Source organism: Pseudomonas ulcerans, assembly GCF_036324125.1.
Taxonomy (GTDB): domain Bacteria; phylum Pseudomonadota; class Gammaproteobacteria; order Pseudomonadales; family Pseudomonadaceae; genus Aquipseudomonas; species Aquipseudomonas ulcerans.
In genome coordinates, this window is the sequence record NZ_JAZDQN010000007.1 from 180,466 (window position 1) to 203,669 (window position 23,204).

General features: G+C 65.9%; 20 protein-coding genes. 14 read left to right on the forward strand and 6 right to left on the reverse strand.

The window, feature by feature from the left end; translation table 11 throughout:
* Complete coding sequence (locus tag V0R59_RS09195) at positions 1 to 408, reverse strand: ExbD/TolR family protein (protein WP_330076986.1); 408 nt, start codon at positions 406 to 408, stop codon at positions 1 to 3.
* Between the two features lie 266 nt (positions 409 to 674).
* Here V0R59_RS09195 and aphA point away from each other — a divergent pair, with 266 nt between their 5' ends.
* Positions 675 to 1,316, forward strand: coding sequence for an acid phosphatase AphA (gene aphA, locus V0R59_RS09200; RefSeq protein ID WP_330076985.1), 642 nt, complete (start codon positions 675 to 677; stop codon positions 1,314 to 1,316).
* Positions 1,317 to 1,533: 217 nt separating this feature from the next.
* On the opposite strand, the gene V0R59_RS09205 is transcribed toward aphA, so the two are convergent.
* The 5 genes from V0R59_RS09205 to V0R59_RS09225 form a co-directional block, all read right to left on the reverse strand.
* A complete protein-coding gene (locus V0R59_RS09205; RefSeq protein ID WP_330076984.1) occupies positions 1,534 to 2,796 on the reverse strand; it encodes an NAD(P)/FAD-dependent oxidoreductase in 1,263 nt (420 codons plus the stop codon).
* A 3-nt stretch (positions 2,797 to 2,799) separates the two neighbouring features.
* A complete protein-coding gene (locus tag V0R59_RS09210) occupies positions 2,800 to 4,377 on the reverse strand; it encodes an aldehyde dehydrogenase (NADP(+)) (RefSeq protein WP_330076983.1) in 1,578 nt (525 codons plus the stop codon).
* Between the two features lie 93 nt (positions 4,378 to 4,470).
* Complete coding sequence (locus V0R59_RS09215) at positions 4,471 to 5,418, reverse strand: dihydrodipicolinate synthase family protein (RefSeq protein WP_330076982.1); 948 nt, start codon at positions 5,416 to 5,418, stop codon at positions 4,471 to 4,473.
* Positions 5,419 to 5,572: 154 nt separating this feature from the next.
* Positions 5,573 to 6,499: a 4-hydroxyproline epimerase gene (locus V0R59_RS09220; protein WP_330076981.1), complete on the reverse strand. Its 927-nt coding sequence runs from the start codon at positions 6,497 to 6,499 to the stop codon at positions 5,573 to 5,575.
* A gap of 33 nt (positions 6,500 to 6,532) precedes the next feature.
* Positions 6,533 to 8,161: an APC family permease gene (locus V0R59_RS09225; RefSeq protein WP_330076980.1), complete on the reverse strand. Its 1,629-nt coding sequence runs from the start codon at positions 8,159 to 8,161 to the stop codon at positions 6,533 to 6,535.
* Positions 8,162 to 8,622: 461 nt separating this feature from the next.
* On the opposite strand from V0R59_RS09225, the gene V0R59_RS09230 reads away from it, so the two are divergent.
* From V0R59_RS09230 to V0R59_RS09290, 13 genes are all read left to right on the forward strand, one after another.
* On the forward strand, positions 8,623 to 9,507 hold the full coding sequence (locus V0R59_RS09230) for an AraC family transcriptional regulator (protein WP_330076979.1): 885 nt from the start codon (positions 8,623 to 8,625) through the stop codon (positions 9,505 to 9,507).
* A gap of 46 nt (positions 9,508 to 9,553) precedes the next feature.
* A complete protein-coding gene (locus V0R59_RS09235) occupies positions 9,554 to 10,228 on the forward strand; it encodes a tellurite resistance TerB family protein (protein ID WP_330076978.1) in 675 nt (224 codons plus the stop codon).
* Between the two features lie 137 nt (positions 10,229 to 10,365).
* Complete coding sequence (locus V0R59_RS09240; protein ID WP_330076977.1) at positions 10,366 to 11,988, forward strand: methyl-accepting chemotaxis protein; 1,623 nt, start codon at positions 10,366 to 10,368, stop codon at positions 11,986 to 11,988.
* A gap of 7 nt (positions 11,989 to 11,995) precedes the next feature.
* Positions 11,996 to 12,523 carry a chemotaxis protein CheW gene (locus V0R59_RS09245; RefSeq protein ID WP_330076976.1) on the forward strand — a complete coding sequence of 176 codons (528 nt, stop codon included), beginning with the start codon at positions 11,996 to 11,998 and terminating at the stop codon, positions 12,521 to 12,523.
* A complete protein-coding gene (locus V0R59_RS09250; protein WP_330076975.1) occupies positions 12,520 to 13,782 on the forward strand; it encodes a CheR family methyltransferase in 1,263 nt (420 codons plus the stop codon). The genes V0R59_RS09245 and V0R59_RS09250 overlap by 4 nt, the downstream gene beginning before the upstream one ends.
* Positions 13,779 to 14,438, forward strand: a complete 660-nt coding sequence (locus V0R59_RS09255; protein ID WP_330076974.1) for a chemotaxis protein CheW — start codon at positions 13,779 to 13,781, stop codon at positions 14,436 to 14,438. Before V0R59_RS09250 ends, V0R59_RS09255 begins: the two co-directional genes overlap by 4 nt.
* Complete coding sequence (locus tag V0R59_RS09260) at positions 14,435 to 16,720, forward strand: hybrid sensor histidine kinase/response regulator (protein WP_330076973.1); 2,286 nt, start codon at positions 14,435 to 14,437, stop codon at positions 16,718 to 16,720. The genes V0R59_RS09255 and V0R59_RS09260 overlap by 4 nt, the downstream gene beginning before the upstream one ends.
* Positions 16,717 to 17,730 carry a chemotaxis response regulator protein-glutamate methylesterase gene (gene cheB, locus V0R59_RS09265; RefSeq protein WP_330076972.1) on the forward strand — a complete coding sequence of 338 codons (1,014 nt, stop codon included), beginning with the start codon at positions 16,717 to 16,719 and terminating at the stop codon, positions 17,728 to 17,730. The genes V0R59_RS09260 and cheB overlap by 4 nt, the downstream gene beginning before the upstream one ends.
* A gap of 51 nt (positions 17,731 to 17,781) precedes the next feature.
* A complete protein-coding gene (locus V0R59_RS09270; protein WP_330076971.1) occupies positions 17,782 to 18,786 on the forward strand; it encodes a PleD family two-component system response regulator in 1,005 nt (334 codons plus the stop codon).
* Between the two features lie 209 nt (positions 18,787 to 18,995).
* Positions 18,996 to 20,091 (forward strand): peptide chain release factor 2 gene (gene prfB / locus V0R59_RS09275; RefSeq protein WP_330076970.1). Its coding sequence is split into 2 segments (ribosomal slippage): positions 18,996 to 19,067 and positions 19,069 to 20,091, totalling 1,095 coding nucleotides; the frame shifts between segments, so codons are not numbered across the junction.
* 92 nt (positions 20,092 to 20,183) lie between these two features.
* Positions 20,184 to 21,686, forward strand: coding sequence for a lysine--tRNA ligase (gene lysS, locus V0R59_RS09280; protein ID WP_330076969.1), 1,503 nt, complete (start codon positions 20,184 to 20,186; stop codon positions 21,684 to 21,686).
* Positions 21,687 to 21,923: 237 nt separating this feature from the next.
* The gene (locus V0R59_RS09285) at positions 21,924 to 22,628 is read left to right on the forward strand and encodes a TetR/AcrR family transcriptional regulator (RefSeq protein WP_330076968.1); all 705 of its coding nucleotides are present in this window, start codon (positions 21,924 to 21,926) and stop codon (positions 22,626 to 22,628) included.
* 27 nt (positions 22,629 to 22,655) lie between these two features.
* Complete coding sequence (locus V0R59_RS09290) at positions 22,656 to 23,201, forward strand: hypothetical protein (RefSeq protein ID WP_330076967.1); 546 nt, start codon at positions 22,656 to 22,658, stop codon at positions 23,199 to 23,201.
* The last annotated feature ends 3 nt before the right edge of the window (positions 23,202 to 23,204 follow it).

The following is a 23,204-nucleotide window of genomic DNA, read 5'->3' on the forward strand; positions in this document are numbered from 1 at the left end:
TTACAGCTTTCGCGTGGCGATGGAGACGGAGGCGAAGCCGTTGCTCTTGAGCAGGTCCATCACTGCCACGAGCCGACCCACTTCCACGTCCTGGTCGCTGTTGAGGATGATCACCAGCTTCTCGCTGGTGTTCTCCAGCGACTTCAACTGGCGCACCAGTTCGTCTTCATGCAGGTCCTGGCCATCCAGTTGCAGGCGGTCATTCAGGCCCAGGGTGATCACCGCCTTGTTCTGCGGCTTCAACTGCTGGGCATGGGCGGCGCCGGGCAACTGGGTCTTGATGCCCAGGGCCGGAATCACGTTCAGGCTGATCAGCACGAAAAACACCAGCAGGAACATCATCACGTCGATCATCGGAATGATCTCGATGTGCAGGCGTTTCTTTTTCGGTTCTTCCCAACTGCGCATTGCGGAGGCTCTCCACGCTTTCCTGGTTTGTGAGAGCCCCGTCACGGATTTTCCGAAAGCTGTCACTCGTGTCAGGAACAACCTAGTGGTGGAAAGTTACATTTTGATTAAGTGGCGAAACGCCAGATGTTTTTCCTGTGCTGCACCGGTTTGGTGCCGTATTTTCTGGCTATTCCTTCGAAGATGACCGCTCAGTCAGGTGCTGAAACATAATTGACATTGCTGTCAGGTATGAAGGTTTCCGTCTTTCCGTTCGTGAGGTTTCCGTGGGTATTTCCCGTTACACCCTGGCGGCCGTGCTGGCCGTTTCATTGCTGGGCTGTTCGCGTCCGGCACAGCAGCCCGAAGTGCGCTGGATCAGCGTCGAGCAGCTTTCCGCCAGCTTCGCCAAGGCCGCGCCGATGGCGGTGGGCTTCGATATCGACGACACCGTGCTGTTTTCCAGCCCGTGTTTCTACGAGGGCCAGCGCAAGTATTCGCCGGGTAGCAACGCGTACCTGAAGGACATGGCGTTCTGGACGGAAACCAATGGCGGCTGCGATCGCTATTCGATTCCCAAGGACGTGGCCCGGGCATTGATCGCCGAGCATCAGCGGCGGGGGGACCGGCTGTTCTTCATCACCGCGCGGCCGCAGACCGAGGGCGAGCAGCTCACCCGGATCCTGCGGGAGACCTTCGCCATCACCGACATGCAGCCGGTGGTGTTCACCTCGGGGCCGGACAAGACCCGCTTCATCCATGACCGGGGCCTGCAGGTTTACTACGGCGATTCAGACAACGACATCACCTCGGCGCGGGACGCTGGTGCGCGGCCGATCCGGGTGATGCGGGCGAGCAATTCGACCAACCAGCCATTGCCGGTGAACGGGGCGTTGGGGGAGGAGGTGCTGGTGGATTCGGCGCACTGAGCGAGATCCTGTCGCGGCGTAGATATCTACGCATCTCGGTCAATTGGAGCGCGAACTCTGTGGGAGCGGGTTCACCCGCGATTGCGTCGGTGAATCCACCACCGCAATCGCGGGTGAACCCGCTCCCACAGAGTTCGCGCAGCCTAGTCGGCTCTGTTATTTTGCTCGGGAAGAAATGTGTAGATAGCCAGAGCGCGATGAGGAGCGGATACCCGGCTCAGAACCTCCCCAACCGATACCACTCATACCCCGGCAGCCTATCCACCTCGGCACCCACCAACCCCGCCACCATCTCCGCTGTCACGGCCGCCTGGGTCAACCCCAGGTGCTGGTGCCCGAACGCGAGCAACACCTTGCCATCGCAGACCCGGTCGATCACCGGCAGCGAATCCGGCAACGACGGCCTGAAGCCCATCCACGGCGTGGCCCCGGCGGCGTCCAGCTCGCGCTTGAACAGACCCTGGCTCAGGCGCTGCAGTTGCCAGGCCCGGGCCATGTTCGGCGGACGCTGCAGCCCGGCGAACTCTACCGTCCCGGCCAGGCGCAGGCCGCCCGCCATCGGCGTCATGATGAACTTGCGTTCCAGCGAGGTGACGGCGAACGGCAAGCGCCCGTGTTCGTTGGGCAGCATCAGGTGATAGCCACGCTCGGTATCCAGCGGCACCCGTGTCCCGGTCAGGGCCTCGGTGAGCGGTGCCGAATGCGCGCCACAGGCCACTAGCACCTGTTTCGCACTCAGTTCGCCTTGCTCGGTCAGCAAGGCCACGCCATCGGCCGTCACCCGGCCACCGCGCACCTCGCGCTGGATGAAGCGCACACCCACGGCGCGGGCAGCTTCGTAGAGGGCGTGCACGGCCTGGAGCGGGTCGAGGAAGTGCCCGGTGGCGGGGAAGAACAAGCCGCCCAGCAGGTGCTCGCTGAGTTGTGGCGCCGCGGCTTTCACCGCGCTTGCCTGCCACAACTCCACGGCCACGCCCTGCTGGCGCATGCGCGCCTGCAGGGCGTCGATGGCCGGGCGTGATTCCGGCTTTTCGAATACCAGCAGCGAGCCATCCTCGCGCAGCAACTCGCTCTGCCCGACGGAGCCCAACAGGCGCTGCCACGCCGCCAGGCTGGCCTCGTTCAGCGCACGGATCCCGGCCACGCTGCGGCGAAATGGTTGGGCGCGCAGGTTCAGCAGCAGGCGCACGAACCACGGCATGGCCCTGGGCAGGTACTTCCAGTCCAGGCGCAGCGGGCCCATGGGATCCATGAGCATCGCCGGCAGGCGCTTGAGGATCGACAGGTCGGCGATGGGGAACACCTGCTCGGTGGCCAGGTGCCCGGCATTGCCGAACGAGGCGCCCATGCCGGGCGCCTGGCGATCCACCAGCACCACCCGCTTGCCGTGCCGGGCCAACTGCAGGGCGCAGGCGACACCGACGATGCCGGCGCCGACCACGGCGATATCCAGTTCACTGGCTGTGCAGGTCGTGGTCATGCTTCAGGCTTCCCGCTGGCCATCGAGCAGCCGCCGCAGGTGCAGCGGGTTGCCGTGCTGCAGGGCGACGGGCAGCAGGCTGTCGGGGAAGTCCTGGTAGCACACCGGCCGCAGGAAACGCTGGATCGCCGCGGTGCCCACCGAGGTACCACGCGGGTCCGAGGTGGCCGGGAACGGGCCGCCGTGAACCATCGCGTCGCACACCTCGACGCCGGTCGGCCAGCCATTGACCAGCAGGCGTCCGGCCTTGCGCTCCAGCACCGGCAGCAAGGCACGGGCGTCATCGAGGTCGGCGTCGTCCAGGTGCAGGGTGGCGGTCAGCTGGCCTTCCAGGTGCTCGGCGACCTGGCGGATTTCCGCGTCGTCGGCACAGGTGACCACCAGCGACGCCGAGCCGAAGACTTCGGCCTGCAGGCTCGGGTCGCCGAGGAAGTCCTGGGCACGGGTGACGAACAGGTGGGTCTGGCACTGGTTCGGACCGTCATCCGCCTTGCCGGCGGCGGCGATATCGGCATTGGGGTTGTTGCCCAGTGCTTCGACGCCGCTGCGGTAGGCGCTGAAGATGCCCGGGGTGAGCATGGTCTGCGCCGGGCTCTGCCAGATGTGCTGGGCAGCGCTGGCGATGAAGCGGTCGAGGTCCGCGCCCTGGCGGGCGATGACCAGGCCGGGGTTGGTGCAGAACTGCCCGGCGCCCTGGTTCAGCGAGGCGACGAAGCCCTGGGCCAGGGCTTCGCCACGGGCCTCAAGGGCGGCGGGGAAGAGGAACACCGGGTTGATCGAACTCATCTCGGCGTACACCGGAATAGGTTCTGAACGCGCTTGGGCAGCCTGGCACAGGGCGATGCCGCCACTGCGCGAGCCGGTGAAACCGACCGCCTTGATGCGCTCGTCGCAGACCAGCGCGATGCCCACTTCGCGGCCGGATCCGTAGAGCAGCGAGAACACGCCTTCCGGCAGGTTGCACTGCTTCACCGCACGGGCCACGGCGTGGCCGACCAGTTCGCTGGTGCCGGGGTGGGCGCTGTGGGCCTTGACCACCACCGGGCAGCCGGCGGCCAGCGCCGAGGCGGTATCGCCACCGGCTACGGAGAAGGCCAGGGGGAAGTTGCTGGCGCCGAACACCGCCACCGGGCCCAGGGGCACCTGGCGCTGGCGCAGGTCGGCGCGGGGCAGCGGCTGGCGCTCGGGCTGGGCGTTGTCGACCCGCACATCCAGCCATTCGCCGGCGCGCACGGTGCGGGCGAAGGTGCGCAACTGGCCGCAGGTGCGGCCGCGTTCACCCAGGAGGCGGGCGCGGGGCAGGCCGCTCTCCAGGACGGCGCGGTCGATCAGTGCGTCACCCAGGGCTTCGATCTGCGTGGCGATGCATTCGAGAAAACTGGCGCGGGCCTCCAGCGAGGTTTCGCGGAAGCTGTCGAAGGCCGTCCAGGCCAGGGCGCAGGCCTGTTCGACCTGTTCAAAGGTGCCGCCCGGATACGCCGGCTCCAGCATCTGGTTGGTGGCCGGATCGATCGCCCGGATGGCTTCGCGGATGCCGGCTACGGATTGCTGGCCGATCAGCAGGGTGCCTGTCAGGGTCATGGCGTCTCCTGAGTGGAATTCGGAGCCGGACGCGCCGCGCAGGGCGGCACGACCGGCGAAAAAGACAAGCGGTGCGCGACGCACCGCGGCGGATCAGACCAGGTTGTGCTGGACCGACCAGCTGGCGTACCAGGTGCGGAACAGGGCGTACTGGGTTTCAACGTAGTTGCGCTGGGCTTCGCCGAGCACGTCGGTGTCGTTGAAGTGCAGGGTGTATTCGTGGTCGCCGTTGAGCACCATCAGGTGCTTGTAGTACAGCACCAGGTCGCAGCCTTCGTCGAAGGACGACAGCACCTGCAGGGCCTCGGACAGTTCCAGCGCACGGCTGCGGGCCGCGACGTCGCCCTTGGCGGCTTTCTTGCTCAGTTCCACCAGCAGCAGGACTTCGCGCGGCAGGGCGTTGCCGATGCCGGTGATGGCGCCGGTCGCGCCGCAGTTGACGAAACCGTGCACCACCTGGGTGTCGACGCCGGCCATGAGGGTCACTTCAGCGTCCTGGGAGGTGATGTGCTCGGCGGCGTAGCGCATGTCGGCGGCGCCACCGAACTCCTTGAAGCCGATCAGGTTGGCGTACTTGCGACGCAGCTTGAAGAACAGCTCGGCGCGGGTGGCGAAGCCGTAGTACGGGCTGTTGTAGATCACCGCCGGCAGGTTCGGCGCGGCTTCGAGGATGGCCGCGAAGTGGGCTTCCTGAGCGGCCGGCGAGGCGCCGCGGGACAGCACGCGGGGGATGACCATCAGGCCGTGGGCGCCGACCCTGGCGGCGTGGGCAGCATGGGATACCGCTTCGCGGCTGTTGACCGCGCCGGTGCCGACGATGGTTGGCACGCCGGCGGCGACCAGGCGTGCCACGCCTTCCTGGCGCTCGGCCTCGGTCAGCAGCGGCCAGTCACCCATGGAGCCGCAGTAGACCACGGCGCTCATGCCGGTCTCGATCAGTTCCTTGCCCTTGCGCACCAGGGCGTCGAAATCGGGTTTGCGCTCCGGGGTGCAAGGGGTCATCAGGGCGGGGATGGTGCCGGTGAAGATGTTGGTGGTCATTGCGAGTGTTCCTTTGGTTTTTTCAGGTTGGTGCGGATCCTGTGGGAGCGGCTTCAGCCGCGATTGCGGTGGTGGATTCACCGGCGTCATCGCGGCGGTCCGGCGTTCCGGTGAACCCGCTCCCACAGGGTCCGTGCAAGGTCAGTGACGGGGATCAGATACCCCAGGTAAATGCATCGCTTTCATCGATCAGCAAGGTGCTGTCGGCGGTCATGAAGGCCTTGCCGGTAATGAAGGGGCGAATGCGCTCGCCGTCCCATTCGAAGCGGCCCTGGAAACGGCTGCCGGTGATGCTCGCCTGGACCCAGCTTTGCCCGGCGGCGAGCTTGCCGTCGGCGGCCAGGCAGGCCAGCTTGGCGCTGGTCCCGGTGCCGCAGGGCGAACGGTCGTAGGCCTTGCCGGGGCACATGACGAAGTTGCGGCTGTCGGCCTCGGCGTCGTCGGCGAACAGTTCGATATGGTCGATCAGCCCGCCGTCCTCGCCGGTGATGCCTTGCGCTTCGAGGGCGCGCAGCATCTTCCAGGTCAGGTCGGTGAGCCGCTCGACGTTGTCCAGGCGCAGGTCCTGGCCGTGCTCGGAGACCAGGAAGAACCAGTTGCCGCCCCAGGCGATATCGCCGAGGAAGCGCCCGTAGCCCGGTACTTCCACCGCGACCTTCTGGCGATGGCGCCAGGAGGGGACGTTGCCCACGGTGACCGTGCCGTCGTCGTGCAGGGTGGCGCTGACCTGGCCCACCGGGGTGTCGATCCGGTGCAGGCCCGGGCCTATCAGGCCCAGGTGCTGCAGCGAGTTGACCAGGCCGATGGTGCCGTGGCCGCACATGCCCAGGTAGCCGGCGTTGTTGAAGAAGATCACGCCGCAGGTGGCGTCCGGCGAGACCGGCTCGCAGTACAGCGCGCCGACCAGCACGTCATTGCCGCGGGGTTCCAGCAGGCAGGCGCGGCGCCACTGGTCATGGTGCTGGCGCAGGGCATCGCGCTTTTCCGCCATGCTCGTGCCGGCGAGGTCGGGGAAGCCCTTGAGCACCAGGCGCGTGGGTTCGCCGCCGGTATGTGAATCGATGACGTGGATCTGTTTCATGAAGCTGTCCCCTTCGTGAAGGCGTTTCAGGTGTCAGGAAAGCTGCACGCGAGTGCCGCTCGGCAGGCTCGCCTGGCCGGGCTCGATTTCGCTTTCGGTGTCTTCCGCGTCCAGGCGCACCAGGTGTGCCGGTACGCCGGTGGCCGCGCCCCAGTAGTAGATGCCGAGGGCACACAGCGCCACGACGACGGTGTCGAACGGATGGGTGATGACGCCCAGGCCGCCGAAGCTGCCCAGCCAGGACAGGAGGATGGTCACCGCGTAGAAGCCGATCAGCCACGCCGAGGAGCGCACCTGCTGGCCCAGGCTCAGGTGCATGGTCGGCACGAAGCGACCGCACAACAGGTAGATGACGAACATCAGGATCTGCAGGCTGAGCAGCCAGGACACGGTCTTCCAGCCGGACCAGTAGACGATCAGCGCGGCGATGATGAACGACAGCGGGCCGAGCAGGCCCATGTGCCGGACGCGGAACGGACGCACCAGTTCAGGGGCGTTGCGACGCAGCGCGGCGACGGTCACCGGGGCCACCGCGTAGCTGAGGATCAGGGCGGCGGAGACCACGTTGATCAGGGCTTCCCAGGACGGGAACGGCAGGGTCCAGAACACCGACAGGCCGAAGGTCAGCCACAGCGCCGGGCGCGGGATGCCGGACTTCTCGTCGATGCGAGTGAAGACGCTGAAGAAGGTCCCGGTACGGGCCCAGCCGTAGACCACGCGCGGAGTGGCGTTCATGTAGATGTTGCCGCAGCCGCTGGGCGAGATCACTGCGTCGGCCACCACCAGGTACGCCAGCCAGCCGACCCCGAGGGCGATGGCGATGTCGCGGTAGGGCAGGGCCAGTTCCTTGGTCACGCCGGCCCAGCCGTTGGCCAGCATCTCGCTGGGCACGCCGCCGAGGAAGGCGATCTGCAGCAGGACGTAGATCGCGGTGGAGAGTAGTACCGAGAGGATCAGGGCGATGGGAATGGTGCGTTGCGGGTTCTTCACTTCCGAGGCCACCGAGATGATCGGGGTCAGGCCCAGGTAGGCGAAGATGATGCCGCCGGCGGAGACCGCCATTTCCACGCCGGACAGGCCGAACGGGGCGAATTCGTGGGCGGTGAAGTTCTCCGGCTTGAAGAAGGTGAACAGCACGCCGATCACCAGCAGCGGGACGATGAACTTGAACACGCTGATCAGGTTGTTGGACTTGGCGAAGGTCTTCACGCTGTTGTAGTTCAGGGCGAAGAACAGGCACAGCAGGCCGAACTGGACCAGCCAGCCGAGCAGGGTCGGATCGCTGGAGCCGGTCTTGGTCAGTTCCGGGAACCAGGCCGCGGCGTACTGGCGCGCGGCGACCACTTCAATGGCCACCAGGCTGGAAAAGGCGATCAGGGTGATGAAGCCCATCAGGTAGCCCAGCAGCGGGCCGTGGGAGTACACCGGGTAGCGCACCACGCCGCCGGCGCGGGGCAGGGCGGCGCCCAGTTCGCAGTAGACGATGCCCAACAGCAGGACGGCGAAACCGCCGAGCAGCCAGGAGAAGATCCCGGCGGGACCGGCGATGGCGGACACGTGGCTGGCGGCGAACAGCCAGCCGGAGCCGAAGATCGCTCCCAGTCCGATAAAGGTGAGGTCTATCAGTGAAAGTTGTTTCTTGAACTTGCCTTTGCCTGACATGGGCGTCGCCTTCTTGTGGGTTATTGGATAGGCAGAATGAATGTCGTTGCAGCACGGCGTGGGGATCACCCGGGACCGTGTTTGCGGCTGTAGGCAGCCGCGCATTTTTATTGAGGTCCGTCTTCAAGAGTCATTTCGTGCGATCGCAGGACACACCTCCCGCGACCACTGACGCACTTTCGCCATCGCTCGCCGAAATTTCCGACGACCCGGTCGATGGGCGATACAGTGGACTCATCGGCGCGCCGGCGCTTGATGGTTTTCTTCAAGGAAGATGACGAAATCGGCATAGTTAGGAAATTTCCCTATGACTCTTCGGAAATTTTCCGAGGCCTTGCAGGCCACGCCCAATAAGGCCTCCAGCGAAGCTCGACAGGGCGCCGGGGCTGCGGCAAGCTGGCCGCCACTTTTCGCTGCGGTGGCAGTTTTTACCAGTCGGTCAGGAAACGGGAGCCAGGCACATGACCCCAAGCGCGTTTGCCATCCTCTGCGACGGCGATGCTCGATGCCGTCCGCAGAGCATCGAGGAACTGTTGTCCGGGCTGGCCTTCCTGCTGCCGCTGTTCGATGCGCTGCCCAATGCCACGGTGTTCATCAAGGACCTGCAGGCGCGCTACCTGCTGGCCAACCAGGCGCTGGTCCAGCGCTGCGGGAAGAAGCACCTGAGGCAGATGCTCGGCAAGACCAGCGCCGAAGTGTTTCCGTCGCACCTGGGGCCGGGCTACACCGATCAGGACCGGCGGGTGCTGGAGGAGGGGCGGGTGCTGGAGGACCAGCTTGAGTTGCACCTTTATGGGACCCGGGAGCCAGGCTGGTGCCTGACCCACAAGCGGCCGCTGTACGACCGGCGAGGGGAGATCATCGGCCTGGCGGGGATTTCCGTGGACCTGCAGTCGGCCAGCGAAACCCACCCGGCGTTCCAGCGTCTGGCGCAGGTGGACGAGTACATCCGCACGCACTTCCACCGGCCGGTGACCCTGGGCGAGCTGACGAAGATCGCCGGGGTGTCGGTGGCGCAGCTGGAGCGCTACTGCAAGCGGGTGTTCCACCTGACGCCGCGGCAGATGATCCACAAGGTGCGTCTGGAGCATGCGCATCGACTGCTGCACACCGACCTGCCGATCACCGAGGTGGCGTTGCAGTGCGGGTACAGCGACCACAGCGCGTTCACCCGGCAGTTCAGGATGCTGACCGGGTTTACGCCGCGGCAGTATCGGCAGGTAACGGGGGGGGTGATTGAGGCTTGCAGAAACCTTCAGTGCCGCATATGTCATCAACTGAAATATATTTTCACCCAGCCCCGCCAAAACCTCCGGCTACGATCCGCTTCCTATAAGCACCGATGAACATTCATCGGCACTTTTCCGAAAACGCCATTTGCGGAGGCCTGCAATGAACACCCGCGGATTACTCGATCAACTGCTCAAGTCCGGCCAGGACCTGCTGCAGAAACAGTCTGGCAGCGCGCCCAAGAGCAGTGGCGGTCTTGGCGGCCTGCTTTCCGGTGTCGGTGGTGGCGCAGCGGCGGCCGGTGCCCTGGGCCTGCTGCTGGGCAGCAAGAAAGCCCGCAAGTACGGCGGCAAGGCGCTGACCTACGGCGGCCTGGCGGCCCTCGGCGTGCTGGTCTACAAGGCCTATGGCAACTGGCAGGCCCAGCAGGCGGCAGCGCCCAGGGGCGAGCCGCAGACCCTCGACCGCCTGCCGCCGGCCCAGGTCGAGCAGCACAGCGAGGCGATCCTCAAGGCCCTGGTGGCCGCGGCCAAGGCCGACGGCCATGTCGATGCCCGCGAGCGCGAGCTGATCGAAGGCGAGTTCGTCAAGCTTTCCGGCAACGACCGCGACCTGCAGCACTGGCTGCACGCCGAGCTGAACAAGCCGCTGGATCCGGCCGACGTCGCCCGCGCCGCCGCGACCCCGGAAATGGCTGCGGAAATGTACCTGGCCAGCGTCCTGCTGGTGGACGAGCAGCACTTCATGGAGCGCGCCTATCTCGACGAACTGGCCCGCCAGTTGCGCCTCGATCCGGCACTCAAGCTGGAGCTGGAACGCCAGGTGCAGACGACCTGAGTCAATAAAATGGGTGAATGTCCACAAACGTAGTCATTTTGCCCAATCAACCCTGTAGGATCAGCCCCATCGGTACGTAGGCCGTGGGCTATAATCAGCCCATTTTTCCTGCCGCGTAGAACGCTTGAGGGCTGATTGTGAAGAACTGGACATTGCGCCAACGGATCCTGGCAAGTTTCGCCGTGATCATCGCCATCATGTCGTTGATGGTCATCGCCGCGTACTCGCGCCTGCTGGCCATCGAAGAGAGCGAGCAGGCGGTCCGTACCGACAGCATTCCCGGCGTCTACTACAGTTCGATGATCCGCAGCGCCTGGGTCGACAGCTACGTGCAGACCCAGCAGCTGGTAGGCCTGAGCAACCAGCGCGACCTCACCGACGCCGACATGGCCCTGTACAAGAGTTTCGACGATCGTCTGCACCAGCAGATGGAAAACTACCGCCAGACCATGGACGACGAGGAAGACAAGGCCAACTTCGAAACCTTCAAGGGCATGGTGCAGAACTACCAGGCCACCATGGCCTCGGTGCTCAATGCCTACCGCAAGAAAGACTACCCCGAGGCCCAGCGCCTGCTGCTCTCGGACATGACCCCGGCCTGGGCCGAGGGGCGCAAGCACCTCAACAGCCTGATCGACTGGAACCGCCGCTACGCCGATAGCGCCACCGACAATATCGTTGCCGCCGTCGCCACCGCCAAGCTCAGCATGGGCATTTCCCTGGTCCTGGCGATTATCGCCGCGGCCATCTGCGGCCTGCTGCTGATGCGGGTCATCACCGAACCGATGCAGCGCATCGTCCGCGCCCTGGAAACCCTGCGCGGCGGCGACCTCAGCGTACGCATGAACCTGGAGCGCAACGACGAGTTCGGCGCCGTGGAAACCGGCTTCAACGAGATGGTCAGCGAACTCACCGGGCTGGTGTCCCAGGCCCAGCGGTCCTCGGTGCAGGTGACCACCTCGGTGACCGAGATCGCGGCCACATCCAAGCAGCAGCAGGCCACGGCCACCGAGACCGCCGCCACCACCACCGAGATCGGCGCCACCTCGCGGGAAATCGCCGCCACCTCCCGCGACCTGGTGCGCACCATGACCGAAGTGACCTCCGCCGCCGACCAGGCCTCGGTGCTCGCCGGTTCCGGCCAGCAGGGCCTGGCGCGCATGGAAGAGACCATGCACCAGGTGATGGGTGCCGCCGACCTGGTCAACAACAAGCTGGCGACCCTCAACGAGAAGGCCGGCAACATCAACCAGGTGGTGGTGACCATTGTCAAGGTCGCCGACCAGACCAACCTGCTGTCGCTCAACGCCGCCATCGAGGCGGAGAAGGCCGGCGAGTACGGCCGCGGCTTCGCCGTGGTCGCCACCGAGGTACGCCGCCTCGCCGACCAGACTGCAGTCGCCACCTACGACATCGAGCAGATGGTCCGCGAGATCCAGTCGGCGGTGTCCGCCGGGGTGATGGGCATGGACAAGTTCTCCGAGGAAGTGCGTCGCGGCATGTTCGAAGTGCAGCAGGTCGGCGAGCAGTTGAGCCAGATCATCCATCAGGTGCAGGCCCTGGCGCCGCGGGTGCTGATGGTCAACGAGGGTATGCAGGCCCAGGCCACCGGCGCCGAACAGATCAACCACGCCCTGGCCCAGCTCAGCGATGCCAGCAGCCAGACCGTGGAATCACTGCGCCAGGCCAGTTTCGCCATCGACGAGTTGAGCCAGGTTGCGGTCGGTTTGCGCGGCGGTGTGTCGCGGTTCAAAGTCTGACGTGGCAATGAACGAATTCACGCCTCGCCGCCAGCAGGACGCGGCTCGCCAGGGACGTCTGTTCCTGGTGTTTCGCGTGGGCGGCGAACGCTTCGCGCTGGATACCCGGGACGTGGTCGAAGTGCTGCCGTACCTGCCGCTCAAGCCGATCGCCTGTACCCCGGCCTGGGTCGCCGGGGTGCTCGCCCATCGTGGTGCGCTGGTGCCGGTGGTGGATGTCAGCGCCCTCAGCTTCGGCACGCCGGCGCCACGCCGCACCAGCACGCGCCTGGTGCTGGTGCATTACCGCGCCGACCCGCTGCGCCCGGACCTGCTGCTCGGGCTGATCCTTGAACAGGCCAGCGACACCCTGCGTTGCGATCCTGCGGAGTTCCGCCCCTACGGCCTCGACAACCGCGATGCGCCCTATCTCGGCCCGGTGCGCGAGGATGCCCAGGGGCTGCTGCAGTGGATCGGCGTGCAGGACCTGCTCGACGACCAGGTCCGCAGCCTGCTCTTCCCCGATGACGGCAGCGCCCTGGAGGTGCTGGCATGAGCATCGAGCGGCGCTTCTTCCGCTTTCTCCAGGAACGTATCGGCCTGGACGTCGCTTCGGTCGGCGAGCCGATGGTCGAGCGTGCGTTGCGCCAGCGCTGCGCGGCGCTGGAGGCGGCGGACCTCGACGATTACTGGCTGCGCCTGCAGCAGTCGCACAGCGAGCAACAGGCGCTGATCGAAGCGGTGATCGTTCCGGAAACCTGGTTCTTCCGTTATCCCGAATCCTTCAGCGCGCTGGCGGAGCTGGCGCGCAAGCGCCAGGTCGAGCTGGGCGGTGCGCGTGCACTGCGCATCCTCAGCCTGCCGTGCTCCACTGGCGAGGAACCCCATTCCATCGCCATGGCCCTGCTCGACGCCGGCTTGCTGCCGCACGCCTTCCGCGTCGACGCCATGGACATCAGCCCCAATTCCATCAGCCGCGCCGAGCGTGCGGTGTACGGGCGCAACTCCTTCCGTGGCACCGACCAGGCCTTCCGCGAGCGGCATTTCAGCGAGGACGAGGACGGTCACCATCTCCACGAGCGAGTGCGCAAGCAGGTGCACTTCGCGGTGGGCAATGTCCTTGATCCGGCGCTGCTGGCGCGGGAAGGCAGCTACGATTTCGTGTTCTGCCGCAACCTGCTGATCTATTTCGACCTGCCGACCCAGCAGCGGGTGTTCGAAGTCCTGAAGAACCTGACCCACGCCGATGGCGTGCTGTTCATCGGCCCGGCCGAGGGCAGCCTGCTGGCGCGGATGGGCATGCGCCCGCTGGGCATCGCCCAGTCATTCGCCTATGTGCGCCAGGTGCGGGAAGCCCGCCCTGCGCCACCCAAGACGGTGGCGCCGGTCGCACCGGCGCCACGTCCGGCCGTCGTGCCGGCCGCCCCGGCGCCACGCCGCACGATCACGCCGATTGCGCCACCGCCATCCCGTGCCCCGATCCCGGTACGCGGCGAGCAGGCCGGCGAGCTGCTGGCGCAGATTGCCGTGCTGGCCAACGGCGGCAACAGCAGCGAGGCGCGTGCCGCCTGCCAGCGCTACCTGACGCAGTTCGAGCCCTCGGCACAGGTGTTCTACTGGCTGGGCCTGCTCAGCGACACCGCTGGCGACAGCGCCGATGCCATCAGCCAGTACCGCAAGGCGCTGTACCTGGAACCGCAACACCCCGAGGCGCTGGCGCATCTGGCCGCGCTGCTGGCCTCCCAGGGCGACACCGTGGGCGCCCGGCGCCTGCAGGAGCGCGCTGCGCGTCGCGAGCGGGAGGCTGATCGATGATCGATGAAATGAATGTGCTGACCGGCGATGTCGAGCAGATCGACGATTGCTGGAACCGTATCGGCGTGCACGGCGACAAGAGCTGCCCGTTGCTCGCCGAGCATGTGCATTGCCGCAACTGTCCCGTCTACGCCGCCGCCGCCACGCGCCTGCTCGATCGCTACGCCCTGGCCCAGGATGCCCATGTCCGGGACACCATCGAGGAAGAGGTGAAGCACGGGCCGTCGCTGCTGCTGTTCCGTCTCGGCGAGGAATGGCTGGCCCTGGCCACCCGCAGCCTGGCCGAGGTCGCGCCGCAGCAGCCGGTGCATTCGCTGCCTCATCAGCGTTCGCGGGTGCTGCAGGGCGTGGCCAACGTGCGCGGTGCGCTGGTGCCCTGCCTGTCCCTCAGCGACCTGCTCGGGCTGGAACTGACCCAGGCTGTGGCAACCTCGGCGCGGGTCATGCCGCGCATGTTGATCCTCGCTGCCAAGGGCGGCGCGGTGGTGCTGCCGGTGGACGAGGTCGATGGCATCCACGCCCTCGACCAGCGCCTGCACGGCGAGACCGGCCATGAAAACCGCTTCACCCGCCAGGTCCTGCAGTGGCGCGGGCGAAGCGTGCGAATCCTGGATGAAGAGCAGGTGTTGTCCGCCGTTGACCGGAGCCTTTCATGACCCCAGAGCAAATGCGCGACGCCTCGTTGCTGGAACTGTTCAGCCTGGAGGCCGAAGCCCAGACCCAGGTGCTCAGCGCCGGGTTGCTGGCGCTGGAGCGCAATCCGACCCAGGCCGATCAGCTGGAAGCCTGCATGCGTGCCGCGCACTCGCTCAAGGGCGCGGCGCGGATCGTCGGCATCGATGCCGGGGTCAGCGTTGCCCATGTCATGGAAGATTGCCTGGTGGAAGCCCAGGAAGGCCGCCTGCGCCTGCGTCCCGAACATATCGACGCCCTGCTGCAGGGCACTGACCTGCTGATGCGCATTGCCACGCCGGGGGATGTTTCCACCGAGGCTGCGGTGCAGGGCTTCCTGGTGCAGATGGCCAGCCTTCTGCAGCCTGGCGCGGCACCCGCGCCGGCCCCTGTGGTGGCGCCGAGCCTGCCACCGGTATTGGCCGAGCCTGAACCTCTGGTGGTCGAGGCGGAAGTCGAGCCCGAACCCGAACCCGAGCCGGAACCGCGCCCGGCGCGCAAGGGCAAGAGCACTGAAGGTAGCGACCGGGTCCTGCGGGTCACCGCCGAGCGCCTCAACAGCCTGCTCGACCTGTCCAGCAAGGCGTTGGTGGAGACCCAGCGCTTCAAGCCGTTCCTCGCTACCTTGCAACGCCTCAAGCGCGTGCAGGGGCAAAGCCTGCGCGCCCTCGACGGGCTCAAGGCGCAGATCGAGGCGGGCGAGCAGGGCGAGGAGGTCAGCCAGGCCCTGGCCCTGACCCAGCAACTGCTGGGCGAGGCGCAGCAGATGCTGTTGCAGCAGGTGGTGGATTTCGACGAGCTCGGCTGGCAGGCCGGGCAGCGCGCCCAGTTGCTCTACGATACGGCCCTGGCCTGCCGCATGCGCCCCTTCGCCGACGTGCTCACCGGGCAGAGCCGCATGGTGCGCGACCTCGGCCGTTCGCTGGGCAAGCAGGTGCGCCTGGAGATCGAAGGCGAGAAGACCCAGGTCGATCGCGACGTCCTGGAAAAGCTCGAAGCACCGCTGACCCACCTGCTGCGCAACGCCGTCGACCATGGCATCGAAATGCCCGAGCAGCGCCTGCTGGCGGGCAAGCCCAGCGAAGGCACCATCCGCCTGCGTGCCTCGCACCAGGCGGGGCTGCTGATTCTCGAATTGAGCGATGACGGCGGCGGTGTCGACCTCGACCGCCTGCGCCGCAGCATCGTCGAGCGGCACCTGTCGCCCGCCGAGACCGTGGCGCAGATGAGCGAGGCGGAATTGCTCACCTTCCTGTTCCTGCCCGGCTTCAGCCTGCGCGACAAGGTTACCGAGGTGTCCGGCCGCGGCGTCGGCCTGGATGCGGTGCAGCACATGGTCCGCCAGTTGCGCGGACAGATCGAGATGACCCAGGGCGGCGGCGAGGGCAGCCGTTTCCACCTGGAAGTGCCGCTGACCCTGTCGGTGGTGCGCAGCCTGGTGGTGGAAGTCAGCGGCGAGGCCTACGCCTTCCCCCTGGCCCATATCGAACGCACCCTGGAACTGCCGCCCGAAGCCATCGTGCAGATCGAGGGGCGCCAGCAGTTCTGGCATGACGGCCGGCATATCGGCCTGGTCTCGGCCAGCCAGTTGCTCAACCGCCCGGTCAGCCAGAACGGCGACCAGCGCATCAAGGTGGTGGTGATCCGCGAGCGCGACACCCTCTATGGCGTGGCCGTGGACCGCCTGATCGGCGAGCGGGTACTGGTGGTGATGCCGCTGGACGCGCGCCTGGGCAAGATCCAGGACATTTCTGCCGGCGCTCTGCTGGACGATGGTTCGGTGGTACTGATCGTCGACGTCGAGGACCTGCTGCGCTCGGTGGAAAAGCTCCTCAGCACCGGGCGCCTGGAGCGCATCGAGCGCCGTGGCGCCGCCCGCGAGGTGGCGCGCAAGCGCGTGCTGGTGGTGGACGACTCGCTGACCGTGCGCGAACTGCAACGCAAGCTGTTGAGCAACCGCGGCTACGAAGTGGCCGTGGCGGTGGATGGCATGGACGGCTGGAACGCCCTGCGCAGCGAGGATTTCGACCTGCTGATCACCGATATCGACATGCCGCGCATGGACGGCATCGAGCTGGTCACCCTGCTGCGCCGCGACAGTCGCCTGCAATCGTTGCCGGTGATGGTGGTGTCGTACAAGGACCGCGAGGAAGATCGTCGGCGCGGCCTGGACGCCGGTGCCGACTATTATCTGGCCAAGGCCAGCTTCCATGACGATGCCTTGCTGGATGCCGTGGTCGAGTTGATCGGAGGAGCGCAGGGATGAAGATCGCCATCGTCAACGACATGCCCCTGGCCGTGGAGGCCCTGCGCCGGGCGGTGGCCTTCGAGCCGGCGCACGAGGTGATCTGGGTCGCCAGCAATGGCCTGGAGGCGGTGCAGCGCTGCGCCGAGCAGACCCCCGACCTGCTGCTGATGGACCTGATCATGCCGCAGATGGACGGGGTCGAGGCGACGAAGCGGATCATGGCCGAATCGCCTTGCGCCATCGTCATCGTCACCGTGGATCGCCGGCAGAACGTGCACCGGGTGTTCGAGGCCATGGGCCACGGCGCGCTCGATGTGGTCGACACGCCCGTGCTCGGCGGTGGCGATCCGAAGGAGGCGGCGGCGCCGCTGTTGCGCAAGATCCTCAATATTTCCTGGTTGATCGGGCAGCAACGTGCGAGCAGCGTGCGTCCGGTCTCCACGCCGCTGCGCCAGGCCGCGCAGCGCCAGGGCCTGGTCGCCATCGGCTCGTCCGCAGGCGGGCCGGCGGCCCTGGAAGTCCTGCTCAAGGGGCTGCCCAAGGCGTTCCCGGCGTCCATCGTGCTGGTCCAGCACGTCGACCAGGTGTTCGCTGCGGGCATGGCCGAATGGCTCGCCAGCACGTCGGGACAGGACGTGCGCCTGGCCCGCGAGGGCGAGCCGCCGCAACCCGGCCGGGTCCTGCTGGCCGGCACCAACCACCATATCCGCCTGCTCAAGGACTGCACCCTGGCGTATACGGCGGAGCCGGTGAACGAGATCTACCGCCCCTCGATCGATGTGTTCTTCGAGAGCGTGGCGCGGTTCTGGCGCGGCGATGCAGTGGGCGTGCTGCTCACCGGCATGGGCCGGGATGGCGCGCAGGGGCTCAAGCTCATGCGCGAGCAGGGTTTCCTGACCATCGCCCAGGACCAGCAGAGCAGTGCGGTGTACGGCATGCCCAAGGCGGCCGTCGCCATCGACGCGGCCGTGGAAGTGCGTCCGCTGGAACGGATCGCCCCACGACTAATGGAAATTTTCCCGAAATGACGATATGTATTGCGTCACGCCGGCGTGCCGGCAGTGCCCAGGTGACAACGGATGAATGATCTACCGATCGACGGCTTTTTAACCGCTGACGAGAATTCGGCGATGGTCCTGCTGGTCGACGACCAGGCGATGATCGGCGAAGCCGTGCGCCGGGGCCTGGCCCAGGAAGAGAACATCGACTTCCACTTCTGTGCCGACCCGCACGAGGCGGTGGCCCAGGCCATGCGCATCAAGCCGACGGTGATCCTCCAGGACCTGATCATGCCGGGCCTCGACGGCCTGACCCTGGTCCGCGAGTACCGCGCCAATCCGGCGACCCAGGACATCCCGATCATCGTCCTGTCGACCAAGGAAGACCCGCTGGTGAAGAGCGCGGCGTTCGCCGCCGGGGCCAACGACTACCTGGTCAAGCTGCCGGACAACATCGAGCTGGTGGCGCGCATCCGCTATCACTCCCGCTCCTACCTGACCCTGCTGCAGCGCGACGAAGCCTACCGTGCCCTGCGGGTCAGCCAGCAGCAGTTGCTCGACACCAACCTGGTGCTGCAGCGACTGATGAACTCCGACGGCCTGACCGGGCTGTCCAACCGCCGGCACTTCGACGAATACCTGGAGCTGGAATGGCGCCGGGCCATGCGCGAGCAGTCGCAGCTGTCGCTGCTGATGATCGACGTCGACTACTTCAAGGCGTTCAACGACACCTTTGGCCACCTGGCCGGCGACGAGGCCCTGCGCCAGGTCGCCGAAGCGATCCGCGCCTGCTGCGCGCGGCCCAGCGACCTGCCGGCGCGCTATGGTGGCGAGGAGTTCTCCCTGGTCCTGCCGAACACCTCGCCGGGCGGCGCGCGGCTGGTGGCGGAAAAGCTGCGCCAGACCGTCGAGGCGGCGCGCATTGCCCACACCAGGCCGACCGAGGATTCCTGGCTGACCGTGAGCATCGGCCTGGCCACCCATGTCCCGGCCATCGGCAGCCATTGCCGGCAGTTGATCTCGGCGGCGGACGATGCGCTTTACCAGGCCAAGAACAACGGTCGCAACCGGGTCGGTGTGGCCTGAGGATAGCCTCGAACCCTGTGGGAGCGGGTTTACCCGCGATTGCGATAGTGGATTCACTACCGTCATCGCGGGTGAACCCGCTCCCACAGGTACTCGCCGAACCAATCCCCAAATACCTGCCACTGGTAGCTTGACCCTTGTAGCTGCTCCCCCCGCCTGCGTTATACTCCCCGGCTTTTCACCGAATTACGCACGAGAGCTGCCCGCCCATGGAAATCAACCCGATTCTGAATACCATCAAGGACCTCACCGAGCGTTCCGAGTCCATTCGGGGGTATCTTTGACTACGATCACAAGCATGACCGCCTGATCGAAGTCAACCGCGAGCTCGAAGACCCGAACGTCTGGAACAAGCCGGAATATGCCCAGGCCCTGGGCCGCGAGCGCGCCATGCTGGCGCAGGTCGTCGAGACCCTGGACAAGCTCTCCGGCGGCCTGGCCGACTGCAAGGACCTGCTCGACATGGCCGTCGAGGAGAACGACGAGGGCGCCGTCGAAGACGTCGTGACCGAGTTGCAGAACCTCGAAGAACAACTGGCCAAGCTTGAGTTCCGTCGCATGTTCAGCGGCGAGATGGACATGAACAACGCCTACCTGGACATCCAGGCCGGCTCCGGCGGCACCGAGGCGCAGGACTGGGCCAACATCCTGCTGCGCATGTACCTGCGCTGGGCCGACAAGCGCGGTTTCGACGCCACCATCATCGAGCTGTCCGAAGGCGAGGTCGCCGGTATCAAGGGCGCCACCGTGCACATCAAGGGCGAGTACGCCTTCGGCTGGCTGCGCACCGAGATCGGCGTGCACCGCCTGGTGCGCAAGAGCCCGTTCGACTCCGGCGCCCGTCGTCATACCTCGTTCTCGGCGGTGTTCGTCTCGCCGGAGATCGACGACAAGGTCGAGATCGAGATCAACCCGTCCGACCTGCGCATCGATACCTACCGCTCCTCGGGTGCGGGTGGCCAGCACGTCAACACCACCGACTCGGCGGTACGTATCACCCACGTGCCGACCAACACCGTGGTTGCCTGCCAGAACGAACGTTCCCAGCACGCCAACAAGGACACCGCCATGAAAATGCTGCGGGCCAAGTTGTATGAGCTGGAGATGCAGAAGCGCAATGCCGCGTCCCAGGCGCTGGAAGACAGCAAGTCGGACATCGGCTGGGGCCACCAGATCCGTTCCTACGTGCTGGACGACTCGCGCATCAAGGACCTGCGGACTGGCGTCGAGCGCAGCGACTGCCAGAAGGTCCTGGACGGCGACCTCGACCAGTACCTGGAAGCGAGCCTCAAGCAGGGGCTGTAAGCCGCACAACACTGCCGTGATCCCGGCCATGCGCCGGGATTGCGTGCCCTGCCCGGAAAGGGCAACGAATACCTGATGGAAAGAATGACGACATGAGCGACCTCAAGACCGAATCGCAAGACCTGCAACAGGAAGAAAACGCCCTGATCGCCCTGCGCAAGGAAAAACTTGCCGCCGAGCGCGCCAAGGGCCAGGCCTTCCCCAACGACTTCCGCCGCGACAGCTACTGCAACGACCTGCAGAAACAGTATGTCGACAAGACCAAGGAAGAGCTGGAAGCAGCCGCGATCCCGGTCAAGGTTGCCGGTCGCATCATGCTCAACCGCGGTTCGTTCATGGTCATCCAGGACATGACAGGGCGCATCCAGGTCTACGTCAACCGCAAGACCCTGCCGGAAGAAACCCTGGCTGCGGTGAAGACCTGGGACCTCGGCGATATCATCGCTGCCGAAGGCACCCTGGCCCGTTCCGGCAAGGGCGACCTGTACGTGGAAATGACCAGCGTGCGCCTGCTGACCAAGTCGCTGCGCCCGCTGCCGGACAAGCACCACGGCCTGACCGACACCGAGCAGCGCTATCGCCAGCGCTACGTCGACCTGATCGTCAACGAGGAAACCCGCGAAACCTTCCGCGTGCGTTCCCTGGTCATCTCGCACATCCGCAGCTTCCTGGCCAAGCGCGACTTCCTCGAAGTCGAAACGCCGATGCTGCAGACCATTCCTGGCGGCGCCGCGGCCAAGCCGTTCGAAACCCACCACAACGCCCTGGACATGCCGATGTTCCTGCGTATCGCACCGGAGCTGTACCTCAAGCGCCTGGTGGTCGGTGGCTTCGAGAAGGTCTTCGAGATCAACCGCAACTTCCGTAACGAAGGCGTTTCGACCCGGCACAACCCCGAGTTCACCATGCTCGAGTTCTACCAGGCCTACGCCGACTACACCGACAACATGGACCTCACCGAGGAACTGTTCCGCGAGCTGGCGCAGCTGGTCCTGGGCAGCACCGACGTGCCGTACGGCGACAAGGTGTTCCACTTCGGCGAGCCGTTCGTGCGCCTGTCGGTGTTCGACTCGATCCTCAAGTACAACCCGGAACTGACCGAAGCCGACCTGCTTGACGTCGACAAGGCCCGTGACATCGCCAGGAAAGCCGGTGCCAAGGTGCTGGGTCACGAAGGCCTGGGCAAGCTGCAGGTGATGATTTTCGAAGAGCTGGTGGAGAGCAAGCTGGAGCAGCCGCACTTCATCACCGAGTACCCGTTCGAAGTCTCGCCGCTGGCCCGTCGCAACGATGCCAACCCGAACGTCACCGACCGCTTCGAGCTGTTCATCGGTGGTCGCGAGATCGCCAACGCCTACTCCGAGCTCAACGACGCCGAAGACCAGGCCGAGCGCTTCCTCGCCCAGGTGGCCGAGAAGGATGCCGGTGACGACGAAGCCATGCACTTCGACGCCGACTTCGTTCGCGCCCTGGAATACGGCATGCCGCCGACCGCCGGTGAAGGCATCGGTATCGACCGCCTGGTGATGCTGCTGACCAACTCGCCGTCGATCCGCGACGTGATCCTGTTCCCGCACATGCGTCCGCAGGCCTGATCGATCTGAACAAGCCGCCTTTCGAGGCGGCTTTTTCATGCCCGAGAAAAACGCGGTCTGCAGTTGGAACGGGGCCCTGTGGGAGCGGGTTCACCCGCGATGACGTCGGTGAATTCGCCACCGTAATCGCGGCGGTCCGGCGTTCCGGTGAACCCGCTCCCACAGGGTCCTGCTGAATCAATCAGCTATGTGTTGTCTGTGATTCTTTGATATGAGGTAACCCCAGTGACTCCCGCAATGGCTCAACAAGGCGCCGCCGGCGTCGCCACCGCGGTCGCCGAAAGCGTCCAGTACCAGGGCCGCAAGGCCAGCCGCCAGGGCAGCGAGCAGCGCCGCCAGCAGATCCTCGACGCCGCCATGCGCATCGTCGTCCGCGATGGCGTGCGTGGCGTGCGCCATCGTGCCGTCGCGGCGGAGGCGGGCGTGCCGCTGTCGGCCACCACTTACTATTTCAACGACATCCAGGACCTGCTCAGCGACACCTTCGCCCAGTACGTCGAACGCAGCGCTGCCTACATGGCCAAGCTGTGGGAGAACACCGAGGTGGTCCTGCGCCAGTTGCTGGCCCAGGGCGATGGCAGCCCGGCCTCCCGCGCACGGCTGGCCGACGAGGTGGCGAAGATGACCGCCGAGTACGTCCAGCGTCAGTTGCACAACCGCCGCGACTTCCTCATGGCCGAACAGGCCTTCCGCCAGGAAGCCCTGCTGTGCCCACGCCTTGCCGAGTTGGTGAAGGCCCACGAGCAGATTCTCCTGCGCGGTACCTGCCAGTTGCTGCAGGTCGTGGGCTCGCGCCAGCCACAACAAGACGCCATTGTATTGACGGCAATCATCGAGCAGATGGAGTATCAGGGCCTGCTCGATGCCGCAAAACCGCAGGCTGAAGGGCAGATGCTCGCTATTCTTGTCCGTTACCTGCATCTGGTGCTGGCGGCGGAGTAAGTCGCGGGCGCCTTCAAGGAGATTTCGATGAACCCCTGGCGTGTGCTCCTGGCCCTGTCTTTCCTGCTGTTGAACGGCTGCCTGGTGACCTTCAACGAACCGATCCCGAGCAACCAGGCGGCGCCCAAGGCCCTGCTCGGCACCTGGTCGAGCAAGGACGCCTGGGGCGAGCCCCTCACCTTGCAGATCAGCCGTTCCGGCGGCAACGCCTACAAGGCGGTGGCCACGGCCAAGGGCAAGCCCCGCGAGGAATATGCCTTCACGGTGTCGCGCCATGGCAACCGCTGGTACCTGTCCGCCGGCGTGCCGAAGAAACTCGGCGGCAATTTCCTCATCGGCGGCTTCGAAGTGATCGATAACAAGGAACTGGTGGTCTACAACCTCGACGTCGAGCAGGTGACCCAGGCCCTGGACAAGAAAGAACTGAGCGGACGCACCCTCTCGGTGCCCGACGAGAACGGCGACGGGGTGTTGATCGACAGCCCAGCCGAGCGTGTGCTGGCATACCTGGATGATCCGGCCAACTCCGACCTGTTCGTCGAAGTGGCGCGGTTCCAGCGGGCTGGCAAATGATGA